This window comes from Flavobacterium piscisymbiosum (assembly GCF_020905295.1).
Classification (GTDB): Bacteria; Bacteroidota; Bacteroidia; order Flavobacteriales; family Flavobacteriaceae; genus Flavobacterium; species Flavobacterium piscisymbiosum.
In genome coordinates this window covers 3,861,576-3,873,998 of sequence record NZ_JAJJMM010000001.1, presented here as the reverse complement: position 1 = coordinate 3,873,998, position 12,423 = coordinate 3,861,576, and the positions used below count along the sequence as shown (strand labels likewise).

The 12,423-nt window shown below is 33.7% G+C and carries 10 protein-coding genes; 7 read left to right on the top strand and 3 right to left on the bottom strand.

From position 1 onward, the window contains the following. The first annotated feature begins 22 nt into the window (after positions 1 to 22). The 4 genes from LNP81_RS16780 to LNP81_RS16765 all read left to right on the top strand — a co-directional run bounded on the left by LNP81_RS16780 (position 23) and on the right by LNP81_RS16765 (position 6,723). A complete protein-coding gene (locus LNP81_RS16780) occupies positions 23 to 940 on the top strand; it encodes a bestrophin family protein (RefSeq protein ID WP_230037795.1) in 918 nt (305 codons plus the stop codon). Between the two features lie 33 nt (positions 941 to 973). Beyond that, positions 974 to 1,672 (top strand): response regulator transcription factor, encoded by a 699-nt coding sequence (locus tag LNP81_RS16775; RefSeq protein ID WP_230037793.1) that lies wholly within the window; start codon positions 974 to 976, stop codon positions 1,670 to 1,672. Further along, positions 1,656 to 3,023, top strand: coding sequence for a HAMP domain-containing sensor histidine kinase (locus tag LNP81_RS16770; protein WP_230037791.1), 1,368 nt, complete (start codon positions 1,656 to 1,658; stop codon positions 3,021 to 3,023). Before LNP81_RS16775 ends, LNP81_RS16770 begins: the two co-directional genes overlap by 17 nt. 484 nt (positions 3,024 to 3,507) lie before the next feature. Beyond that, positions 3,508 to 6,723 carry a TonB-dependent receptor gene (locus LNP81_RS16765; protein ID WP_230037789.1) on the top strand — a complete coding sequence of 1,072 codons (3,216 nt, stop codon included), beginning with the start codon at positions 3,508 to 3,510 and terminating at the stop codon, positions 6,721 to 6,723. Between the two features lie 96 nt (positions 6,724 to 6,819). Here the strand turns inward: LNP81_RS16765 and LNP81_RS16760 are convergent, their stop codons facing one another. Further along, positions 6,820 to 8,187 (bottom strand): sensor histidine kinase, encoded by a 1,368-nt coding sequence (locus LNP81_RS16760; RefSeq protein ID WP_230037787.1) that lies wholly within the window; start codon positions 8,185 to 8,187, stop codon positions 6,820 to 6,822. Between the two features lie 220 nt (positions 8,188 to 8,407). Here LNP81_RS16760 and LNP81_RS16755 point away from each other — a divergent pair, with 220 nt between their 5' ends. Further along, complete coding sequence (locus LNP81_RS16755; RefSeq protein WP_230037785.1) at positions 8,408 to 8,947, top strand: AAA family ATPase; 540 nt, start codon at positions 8,408 to 8,410, stop codon at positions 8,945 to 8,947. A gap of 40 nt (positions 8,948 to 8,987) precedes the next feature. On the opposite strand, the gene hxpB is transcribed toward LNP81_RS16755, so the two are convergent. Beyond that, positions 8,988 to 9,626 (bottom strand): hexitol phosphatase HxpB, encoded by a 639-nt coding sequence (gene hxpB / locus LNP81_RS16750; protein ID WP_230037783.1) that lies wholly within the window; start codon positions 9,624 to 9,626, stop codon positions 8,988 to 8,990. A 69-nt stretch (positions 9,627 to 9,695) separates the two neighbouring features. Then, the gene (locus LNP81_RS16745; RefSeq protein ID WP_230037781.1) at positions 9,696 to 10,034 is read right to left on the bottom strand and encodes a winged helix-turn-helix transcriptional regulator; all 339 of its coding nucleotides are present in this window, start codon (positions 10,032 to 10,034) and stop codon (positions 9,696 to 9,698) included. 153 nt (positions 10,035 to 10,187) lie between these two features. On the opposite strand from LNP81_RS16745, the gene LNP81_RS16740 reads away from it, so the two are divergent. Both LNP81_RS16740 and LNP81_RS16735 read left to right on the top strand, forming a co-directional pair. Beyond that, positions 10,188 to 10,991: a DNA alkylation repair protein gene (locus LNP81_RS16740; protein ID WP_230037779.1), complete on the top strand. Its 804-nt coding sequence runs from the start codon at positions 10,188 to 10,190 to the stop codon at positions 10,989 to 10,991. Positions 10,992 to 11,793: 802 nt separating this feature from the next. Beyond that, positions 11,794 to 12,372 (top strand): phage tail protein, encoded by a 579-nt coding sequence (locus LNP81_RS16735; protein ID WP_230037777.1) that lies wholly within the window; start codon positions 11,794 to 11,796, stop codon positions 12,370 to 12,372. Positions 12,373 to 12,423 lie beyond the last annotated feature (51 nt).

The window sequence follows — 12,423 nt, the reverse complement described above, 5'->3', positions numbered from 1 at the left end:
GCAACAAATTTGATCGCCACAAATGATTATTAAAAAAAAGAATACCTGGTTCAAAATGCTATTTGAATGGAAAGGTTCCGTTTTACCACAACTTCTTCCGAGGCTTTTACTTTTATTACTATTTTCATTTTTAGTAGTCTATTTTAAACCTTATCTAATACAGTATAATTTACATGTTAATCCTGCTATTTTTACACTTTTCGGGATTGCGCTTGCTATTTTTCTTGGTTTTAGAAACAGCGTAAGTTATGACCGATTTTGGGAAGGCAGAAAACTTTGGGGCGCTTTACTCAATGATACACGATCTCTTGCGCGACAAAGTATCACACTTATTAATGACCCCACATACGATATCAAACGTGAAAACTTTACCAATTTACTGATCGCTTTTGTATATAGCTTAAAACATCAGCTTAGAGAAACTGACGCAACTGAAGATTTGAACCGATTACTTCCAAAAGATTTCACTGAACAACTTAAAGAGATACAATATAAACCTGTTATTATTTTAAGAGAATTAGGTCTCTGGGTAAAAAATGCCAAAGCCGAAAATAAAATAGACAGCATTACCCAACTGGCTTTTGAAGAAAACCTAAACAAACTTTCGGATATTGTGGGTGGATGCGAAAGAATTGCCAGCACTCCAATTCCTTATACTTATAGTGTATTATTGCACAGAACAGTTTACAGTTATTGCTTTTTGTTGTCTTTTGGTTTTGTAGAAACAATGGGCTGGATTACTCCTTTTATAATCGTTTTTATAGCGTATACTTTTGTCGCATTAGAAGCCATTGCCGATGAATTAGAAAATCCGTTTGGGCTGCAACCTAACGATCTCGCTTTGGATACCATGTCGCAAGTAATAGAGAATACACTTTTAGAATTAAACGGTAAAAAAGTAAGTGCTATAAAAAATACTAATGATTATTGCATTACTTAATTTTGATATTAAACAACCCAATTATAATCGGTTATGAATAAAGTATTATTAGTTGAAGATGATCCAAGAGTTGCTTCGTTTATTACGCGAGGACTTGAGGAACATTTATATGAAGTCAAAACAATTACCAAAGGTTTTGATGCTATAAAAGAAGTTATGGAGAACGAGTATAATATTATTATTCTCGACATCATGCTTCCGGACATAACAGGATTTGAAGTTTGCGAAGTTTTAAGAAGCCGGAAAATAATTGTTCCAATCCTTATTCTGAGCGCGCTGGACACTCCGCACGAAAAAGTAAAAGGTTTACAAGCCGGAGCCGATGATTATCTGGCTAAACCTTTTTTGTTTGAAGAATTACTGGCGCGAATTAATGCGCAGCTTCGTCGTGCCGAATTCAGTACCGGAATTCTCGATTTTCAGTCGTATGCCGGAGTCGAAATAAATATGAAAGAACAAAGCGCTACAAGAGACGGCAAAGAACTGAATCTTTCATCAAGAGAATTAAAGCTTTTGATTTTTTTTATGAAAAACCGCGAGAAAGCCTTATCCCGAATTGCAATCGCGCAAGCCGTTTGGAACATCGATTTTGATACGACATCAAATACCGTAGACGTTTATATTAATTATTTGAGAAATAAAATAGACAAAAACTTCCCTACTCCGCTCATTCATACTGTAAAAGGAACAGGATATATGCTCAAACAAAAGAGTTATGAATCTAAAGAATAAATTAGCTGTAAATTCTACTTTGCTTTTTGCTTTTATAACCGGGCTTCTTATGGCCGGATCTTTCCTTTTGTTTAGAAGTCACATGAAGGACCTTTACTTTGATAATCTGGAAGATCACGCGATGACAACGGCACTTTTTTATTTTGAAAAAGATGAGATAAAAGAACTCAACAGCGAACGTTACAAACAAATTGAACTTCAGTACAAACGTATCAACAACGAATCGATTCGGGTTTATGATGCCAGAACCAATAAACTTTTTATAAACGATAATATCGATTTTACTTTAAGTAATAAAGACCTGAAAAATATTGAAAAAGAAAAACTACAAACTTTTACACGTGGTGATCGACAATTTGTTTCGATTTTTTATAAAGATAATCAGGGAAATTTTATAATTGTAGTTTCCGGAATTGATCATGCCGGTAATCATCAACTAGAAATGCTTGGCCTGATGTTTGTTTTATTTTATCTGGCAGGAATTCCTTTAAATTATCTTTTAGGAACATTCCTGGCCAAACAAACTTTCCGTCCTTTTACAGAAGTTATCGCAAAAGTAAATACCATCACAACCGAGAATCTTCATTCAAGATTAGAAGTACCGCAAACGAGTGGAAAAGATGAAATTAAAGAATTGGTTACCACTTTTAATTATCTTCTGGAAAGATTAGAAAGCGGCATCATGATTCAGAATAATTTCCTAAAAAATGCTTCGCACGAATTAAAAACGCCTCTCACTATTATTATAGGAGATATCGATGTATCGCTGCAACAACCCAGAACAAACGCACAATATGAAGAAATTCTAAAATCGCTCCGTAAAGATACCTTACATCTTAAAGCAACTCTCGAAGGTCTTTTGGTTTTATCAGGTCTTGAACTTTCAGAACCTCAACAAATGGAAACCATCAGAATCGATGAGATATTATGGAATGTTCTCGAGAAAAAAGCCATTGAATATCCGGAATCTAAGGTTTCTTTCAATTTGAATGCCATTGCAGATCACGAAGATTTACTTTCTATTTATGCCAATAAACACATGCTTTTTATAGCCTTATATAATATATTAGATAATGCTATTAAATTCTCCTCTCCTGCTCCGGTTGCAATTTTTGCACTTTCGAACGAAAACAAACTTGTCATTAAAATTACAGATCAGGGTCCCGGAATTTCAGATACTGATAAAGAATCTATCTTCGATCTCTTTTTTAGAAGCGATAATACGCGCCATATTCAGGGACAAGGATTAGGGCTTTTTATCACGATGCAGATTCTTAAACTTCATAATATTCATTTAATAGTAGATTCTGAATTGGGAAAAGGTACTTCGTTTTCTTTGGTATTTCCTTAAATGTTTTTGTTTCACGCAGATTTTGCAGATCGAGCAGATTAAATTGATTAAAAAATCTGCTTAAATCTTTTTAAATCTGCGTGAAAAAATTCAACACATAGAAAACATATAACCACAGATCAAATTAATTAAAAAAAATCTGCTTAATCTGCAAAATCTGCGTGAAAAAAACTTAACACAAACCATAAACAATTCTCTATTTTAAGTCACAATGTTACTATTCGATGATGTCGCTTTTTACAATCGGTAACATTTACATAACACTCTAATCTTTTTCTAATCTACTTTAAATCTAGCTTTAATCTACTTATTTTTAGCTTTTTACGCAAGTACCTGATTTTAAAGAGTTCAATAGATTTTACAGAAATAACATCTTCATAATCCTAAGTTAACAATGAATTGTTTTATGATTTTAAGTTAACAAAAGCGTTAAATCTGATCGAAACAAAGGGAGTTTCTTTGTCAAATAAAAACTAAAAACAACATGACAAAACTAAAACTCTTTTTTTCAGCATTCATGCTTCTTGTTATGGGGAACATTTTTGCTCAAATTACAACCTCATCTTTATCTGCAAAGGTTAGCGATGGTACAAGTCCGCTTACTGGCGCCGAGGTTACGTTGACACATTTACCTACTAATGCAGTTTACAGGGCTGTAACAGACAAACAAGGTAGATTTAGTTTCGAAAATTTAAATGCCGGTGGACCTTACGAACTTGAAATTAAAAGTTCAGAAACCAAAGATTATTCTAATGCACAAATACATTTAGCATTAGGCGATAATGATTTACCAGTAATTGTGGTGGGTAAATCAGATAATAATGTATTAGAAGAAGTGGTGATTACAGGCTCTAAACCTTCGTCTAAAAATAACGGAACAAGTATTAATGAGAAAAAAATTAATGGTTTACCGTTAATCAACAGAGGAATTCAGGATGTTACCAAACTGGTGCCTCAAAGTTCAAACAACTCTTTTGCAGGAACGAACTTTAGATACAACAACGTAACAATTGATGGTTCTATCAATAATGATGCAATTGGTTTTAGCCCGTCTTTAGGTGGTCAGTCCGGAACTTCAGGAATGCCCGGAAGCAGCACGCGCTCGAACTCTATAAGTTTGGATGCGATACAGGATATTCAGGTTTATATTGCTCCTTACGACATTAAATTGGGTAACTTTTTAGGAGGAAGCGTAAATGCTGTTACCCGCAGTGGTACAAATGAAGTAACAGGATCTATTTATAGTTATGGCAGAAATGCTGCTATTACTGGTCCTAATAATGCTGGTGATGGATCGAAAATGCCAAATTCTTTTGGTGATTACCAAGTTGGTTTCAGATTAGGTTTACCTATCATCAAAGACAAATTGTTCTTTTTTACCAACATGGAATATGCTGAAAGAACAGATCCTTTGTTCTACAACGCAGGACAAACAGATTCTAACGGAAAATTGACTTCATTGGTTGATAATGCTACAGCAGAACAAATTTCGAACTTCGTAAAAACAAATTACGGGTTTGATCCGGGAAGTTATGGTGCTTACAACAACTTTGCAAAAAGCCAAAAATTCTTTAATAAATTAGATTGGAAAATTAATGACAAACACTCTCTTTCGTTAAGAAACAATACAGTTATTTCTCAGGCTTCGAACTTAGAGCGTGATGCAGCAAACTTCAGGTTTTCAAGCATGGATTTTACGCAAAAAAACCAATCTATTAGTACGGTTTTAGAATTAAAAAGCCACTTTAACAGCCAATGGTCGAACTCATTCCTTGCAAGTTATTCGGCTATTAAAGATTATCGTGATCCAAAATCATCAAATGCCATGTTTCCTCAGGCAGAAATTGGTTACAACGGAGGAACAATTTTCTTAGGAAATGATCGTGAAGCTACTGTTTTTAATATGAAACAAAATACAGCCGAAATCACGGACAACCTTACTTACAAAACAGGAAATCATACTTTATTGTTTGGTACGCACAACGAATTCTACGACATTAATTACGGATTTGTAAATGCGCTAAACGGAAGAGTTTCTTATAAATCTCTTGCAGATTTCATGAATAAACTTCCTACTCGTGTTCGTGGCACGTATCCTTTTGACGGTTCTACAAGAGATGAAATCTTTAATAATCCGTATGCTAAATTCAAAGTAAATCTTTATAGCGTTTATGTACAGGATGAGATTAGAATTGGAAACAAACTTAAAGTTACTCCCGGTGTAAGAGTTGATTATACTGATTTGCCAAATAAACCAAAATTAAGCCCTCAGGTACAAAATTCTCCTGCTGATCCTAATTATGGTAATACATACAGTTACACTCCTTTAAATCAAATTAATAATAACTTTTTTACTACAGCATTAGTTTCGCCAAGAGTTGGATTTACCTATAATGTAGACGAAGATAAAACCCTTGTTTTAAGAGGTGGTTCTGGAGTATTTACAGGCAGAATTCCGTTTGCATGGTTAGGATATGCTTACTATAATGATGGTGTTGGTTACGGAAGTTATGATAAAAATAACCTTACTCCTGCTCAGGTTACAGCAGCGGGAGATCCATTAGCAACAGGCGGATTAAACGGTTATCATGATGCAACGCCAAAAGTACAGGCCGATTTAGTAGATAATAAATTTAAAATGCCGTCTGTTTTAAGAAACTCTTTGGCTATTGATAAAATTATCGGCGGATATAAATTTACAACAGAAGGTATTTATACTAAAGTAATTCGTGATCTTGAGTTTCAACAAGTAAATAAGACTGATAACCCAACTTATTTCTCTTACGATACGAATCACCAAATGCCAATTTATGCAGCAAACATAAACCCAGCTTTTTCTAATGCTTACTTATTATCAAATACAAATAAAGGATATAGATACAGCATTACTGAAATGGTTTCGAAATCATACGATTTTGGTTTGAATTTTATGGTCGCGTACACTTATGGAGATTCTCGTGACGTTACAAACGGAATTCGTAACTCTATGGAAAGTAACTTCCAGATGAACCAGTCATTGACACCTAATGATCCTCAATTGGCCACTTCGAATTTTAATATCAAACACAGAATTGTTTCTAATGTTGGATATGCGGTAAAACTGGCTGACAATAATACTTTCTCTGCTAATGTGTATTTTAATGCGCAATCAGGAAATCCGTTCTCATGGGGATTTGTAAACTCAACCATTGCAGGAACAGGACAGGCAGCAGGATTGGCTTATATCTTTAAAGATGCAGCAGAAGCAGCTAAATATATCGGAGTAAGTGCAGCAGGTGTTCCATCAGCTACAGCGGCTCAACAAGTTGCAGCTTACGAAGCTTTCATCAACGGAAATGATTATTTGAAAAGCAGAAGAGGAACATTCACACAAAGAAATGGTGATACAACTCCCTGGAACATTCAGGCAGATTTGAAATTAACAGATGAAATCAAAGTTCAAAAAGTTGGTACATTCCAAATTTCATTTAGCATGGCCAATGTTGGAAACCTTATCAATAAAGATTGGGGAAGAAGCTATTTTGTTCCAAACACTTACAATTCGACAGCTAACCTTGGGTTAACAAAATCAGGAAACTTAGGCGGAGTTGCTACTGGCGATCCAACATATACTTTCCAAAAACCTACGGCTACACCTTATACTATAGATCAATTGGCTTCAAGATTCCAAGGACAGCTTGGATTGAGATATTCGTTCTAAAGATTGTGTTTTATTTTTTTTATTCGTCCCCCAGTTTCACACCCTTATGAAACTGGGGGACTTTTTTTTATTTAAAACTTAATTAAAAATTGGAATTTAATTTTCCAACGGTAAAATAAACTTAAAAGTACTTCCTTTTCCAAATTCACTTTCGGCCCAAATTTCGCCTTGGTGTTTTTTTATAAATTCACTGCAGAGTAATAATCCCAATCCGTTACCGCTTTCGTTTTCTGTTCCTTTCTGGATTACTTTGGCATTAATTTTAAAAAGTTTTTCTTTTATATTATCAGGAATTCCAATACCGTTGTCCGTGATTGATACCTCTGCTTTTTGGTTTCTCCTTTTTATGGTGATACTAATTTTGCCTTGCTGATCCGTAAATTTAATGGCATTGGTCAGCAAATTTCTCAAAACGGTATCAATCATGTATTTATCGAGTTCTACTTCGATAATTTCATTCGATTCAAATCTAAGATCAATGTTTTTATTTAATGCTGTATTTCTGTTAAGTGCTATATTCTCTTCAATCAGGGTATTCAATACTACTTTTTTAGGACTGTATTCAATCATTCCGGTTTGTACCCGCGACCAGTCTAAAAGATTCTCCAGCAGCTTATAAATGTTTTTGTTCGATTCGTGAAGCATTCCTGTAATTTCCCTGATCTCTTCCCGACTGTAAGCATCAATTTCCTCGGCTAATATTTCTGATAATGCAACCGATGATCCTAAAGGGCCTTTTAGATCGTGCGCTATAATCGAAAAGAATAAGTTTTTATCGTTTAATAGCTTTTTGATTTTAAGATCTTGTTTTTCTTTTACCAGCAACAAAAATCCTACTGTACCAATAAGAGTGAGCAAAAACAAACTAATACTGTACAAACTGTCGAAGACACGGTACGAAAAAAAATATTCCTGCGGATTGATATAATTATAAACTGCACGTAAGAAGATTAAAATTTCAAAAACAGCGTAGCCCAATAAATAAAACATCCGGAAAAGATTATTTCCTTTTTCTTTGAAATAATTAATTGTTGGTGGTAAAAAAATGGCAAAAATTCCCAGTGACATAATTACAATTCGGGTATTCACCGTACTCTCGAATAATGTTGCAATGTTAAAAACTGCTATTGCGGCAATGGTTATGGCTATTTGCAAACGATTACACCTTCTTGATTTCAATTTGAGCATCGATATCATCGCTATTGTTTCATAGCAGCATCCGCACAAAATGATAGAATTGGCAATATTAATCGAAATAAAATCCGGGATTATGTTTCTTAAAAAAATAAGAACCCAACCAATCGTCAGGGTTATTTTTCCGTAACCAAAAATGTTTAATTTTCTTTTGTTTTCAATCGAAGCATACGAAAACGAATAACTAAAAATGAGAATGCAAATAAACCAGTTTCCCCAAAAATAAAGCAGGAAAACTGTTTTTGGATCCAGTGGTGAAAATTCAGGCATTATAGACTTTAGTAGGTTAAGAAAGTTCACAAATATACAAATTCATGATGTAATGTTATATTACACTGAGTTCATTGGTTATTGAAACGATCTTAGTGACAAAATATTTCAAAAATTTATTTCTGTTTTTATTTAAAACAAATTGAATTCATCTTTAAAGATTATAACTATTTTTATATTCTAAAGGATAAATTGAATTGAAGCATTAATTAAAAACAAGATGAGAATAATGATTATGGGGGCATCGGGAGCCGGCGCAACAACACTTGGGGATTGTTTCGTCAAAAATAACGATTGCTTTTTGCACCTGGATTCTGATGAGTACTTTTGGGAAAAAACAGATCCTCCTTTTCAGGAAGCAAAAAATTATGAGGAACGCAATTCCTTATTTGAAAGCGATTTTTATTCTCAGGAGAATGTAGTAGTTACCGGTTCTATATTTCGTTGGAAAACAGATTATAAAGATCTATTTGATCTTGTTGTATTACTATATATTCCGCAGGAAATCAGATTTCAAAGATTGGCTGAACGGGAAATCTCGAGATATGGAAATAAAATTTTATTCGACGAAAAATTAAATGCAAAATACAAGGAATTTCTAGCCTGGGCTGCCGAATATGATTTAGAAGAAAATACCACCAGCAGAAGTTTTAAGCAGCAAAAACAATGGATGGAAGAAGTAAAATTCGCAACTTTATTTCTGGAAGGTGATCTAACGGTAAAAGAAAGACTTACCGTTTTACAAACCTATATTCGATAAATCAATTTACAAACTTACGTATCTATTGAAAAGACAAAAATCAAGAGAATATAGTAAGCTCATGTTCCAGAAAACTCTCCATTTTATAGTCGGCTAAACTTAGGTTAACATCCTGATTTCCGTTTGTAAAGGCTACGACTTTCATACCAGCCTTTTTCGCCGCCATCATTCCCGAATATGAATCTTCGATAACAATGCAATTTTCAGGATCGATACCCAATTCTTTCGATGTCATTAAATATATAGCAGGATCAGGTTTTCCTAATGGTACAAATTCTGCCGAGAAGATGATATCAAAATATTCAGCAATACCCGCTTTTTCTAAAACTACAGGTATTATTTTATATGGAGAATTTGTTGCAAGACCAATTTTAAAACCATTTGATTTAAGTTTTTTTACAAACGATTCAATGCCGTTTATTTCGCCACCAACCTGCTCTATCAGCTCCATTACTCTTACGATTACCATTTCTTCAACCTCTTCGAGCGTTTTGCTTTCCCAGGGAAATTTATCGTACCAAAACTTTGTTACTTCTACGGTGGTCATTGTTTTGGTTAAAGTAGTAAATTCTGTATTTAAGGCTACGCCAAGGGATGAAAAAACCTCGAATTCGGCTCTTTGCCAAAACGGTTCCGAATCGATAATTACACCATCCATGTCGAAAATAACTGCCTTCATAAAGTATTGAAATTTGAGTTTGGTAGAATTCTGGTTGAGCTGCAAAAATAAATCTTTTCATTGCAGAAATTAAACTTCTTCGTCGACAATTAGCAATTTTCCCCAATCGTTTAGCAACCATAAAACTTCTACCAGCTTCTTTCCTACTTCAGTCAGAGAATATTCTACCCTTGGGGGTAACTCATTGAAAGACTTTTTAATTAAAATTCCGTCTTGTTCCATCTCTTTAAGCTGTTGATTCAAAACGCGCCTGTCTACTTTAGCAATACCACGTAAAAATTCACTCGGACGTTTCTTTCCTTCGTTAATTTGCCAAACAATAGGAATTTTCCATTTTCCGCTGATAGAATTTACAGCAATTTCTAACGGACAAATTTTATTTTCTTCTACTCTTTCCTTTATTTTCATAACAGTGACTTTTTTATCCCTATGAGGCAATAATATGCGTTATTGCCTATGTTGAATCTATTTTGAACCTTTACAAAAATAACAAATTAAAAAGACATCAATAGTTGAGTCCCTTAAAGCACAAACCTGAAATTACAAGCCAATAAAATTATCATGATTGAAACAAAACGTAAAGGATCCCGTTCTGCAAAAGATATTCCAACATCAATCTTAAATCAATTAAATAAAGGAGAAATTGAAACTGCAAATTTAGTAGAATGGTTAGCTGTAGATCAAAAATTACTTCTTGAAAATGTATTAAAACAGCTTAACCTTAATCAATATATTGAACCAATTATCAATAGCATTAACTCCTTGCAGAAACAAACGGTTAATACGATAAACGAAACTATTGGAAATGGTCTTTTAGAAATGGTAACGCAAGAAAGCGATGCAAAAATTCTTGACACAATACAATCACATCAATCAGATTTGGTACGATGTTGGGCGACCTACATCATTGGTCACAATACCAACTTAACAATTGCCGAAAAACTTACCCAAATTAAGCCTTTTGCAGCAGATAAACATTTTGGTGTTAGAGAAATAAGCTGGCTGGCAATTCGACCTGAATTAATTAAAAATCTTGACGAAAGTTTAGCAATCCTTTCAAAATGGACAAATCATACAGATGAAAATGTAAGACGCTTTGCAAGTGAAGCTACGCGACCAAGAGGTGTTTGGAGTGAACATATCGAGAAATTAAAACAAAATCCGGAGTTAGGTTTGGTGATTTTAGAACACTTATATTCTGATTCTTCAAAATATGTGCAAAACAGTGTGGCAAACTGGCTGAACGATGTTAGTAAAACCAAGCCGCAATTTGTTTTAAATATTTGTGCCAAATGGCAGGAAAAAAGCGCATCAAAAGAAACCATTTATATTATAAAAAAAGCGTTGAGAACAATCGAAAAATAATTGAAATAAAAAGGGAATAGCACTTTACTATTCCCTTTTCGCAATTAACTAAAAAAGTTTATTCATCTCCACCATCCATAAACGCCATCAAAAGTGTGTAAGCATTATTTGTTACAATTTTTGATGATGCGTTTATTACCGAAGATTTAATCTGGTGATAACCTTAACTTGTGGTTAATGGTTCAATAAAAATTCACGTTTAAGCTGCTAATTTTTTTATCAATATTCGCAGAGATAGTCATTAAACGAATGTAAGCTTACTCCTTTTCTTTATTTCATTCATTAAATAAGAATTTACTTAAAAAACTCTATCTTACTGATAGTTGCGTTATTTATTTTTGTAAATTTATTCGTTCAAACACACGAAACCCTTTTCTACAAGCCTCCAAACAGGTATTTCATTATTACATTATTCAATAAAAAACTACTTTTTAATTGAATAATGAATTCGCATATCCAGCAGTTATCACCCAAAATTTATCTGACATAAAAAGGAGATTTCATGACATAAAAAAACCGTTCTGTAACATATTTTTCTTGTTATAGGTAATAGATATTTAATTTTAAAATCAAATTGAAGAAAGAGTGTTTATTATACAGTATTTATAGAACCATCAACAAAGTACTTTTTCTTTTTAATTGTAAATGTTTTAATTATTCAAAAAACAGGTGTAAATACCTGCTTGTAAGAAGATTACATGAATTAACTTCGCTATTGAAGAATTAAAAACTAAACTGTAATTAAATCATATTAACCATTAATAATCTATCACTAACATTAACCAATTAAACAAAAACAATTATGGACGTATTTTTAGGAACAATTCTAGCTTTTGGATTTAACTTTAACCCTAGAGGATGGGCATTTTGCTGGGGACAAACTTTAGGAATAGCTCAAAACACTGCTTTATTCTCTTTACTGGGAACAACTTACGGAGGAAATGGTCAAACAACATTTGCTCTGCCTGATTTAAGAGGAAGATCTCTTGTAGGAATGGGACAAGGACCTGGTTTAACTACTATTGTTCAGGGAGAAGTAGCTGGGGTTGAAAGCATTACACTTACAGCAAACAATATGCCTATACACGGTCACCCTCTTGCTGCGGCTACATCTCCTATTACTGTGGCTGTCAATGCAATAAGTTTAAAACCAATAAGCAATGATCCTGATGGTGGTAATAATTATTTTGCTGCTGGAGGAACTACTCCAAATATCTATAGTGAAACTGGAGGGACAAGTAATGCAGTTGGTGGTGTAACTGCAGCAATTAGCGGTGCTACAGGTGTTGCAGGAGGTAGCCAACCATTTGGTTTAAGAAACCCATATCTAGGTATAAATTACTGTATAGCTTTAGAAGGGATTTTTCCATCTAGAAACTAATAGCATTAAAAATAAAACAGAGGCGATAATGCCTCTGTTTTTTTAATCAAA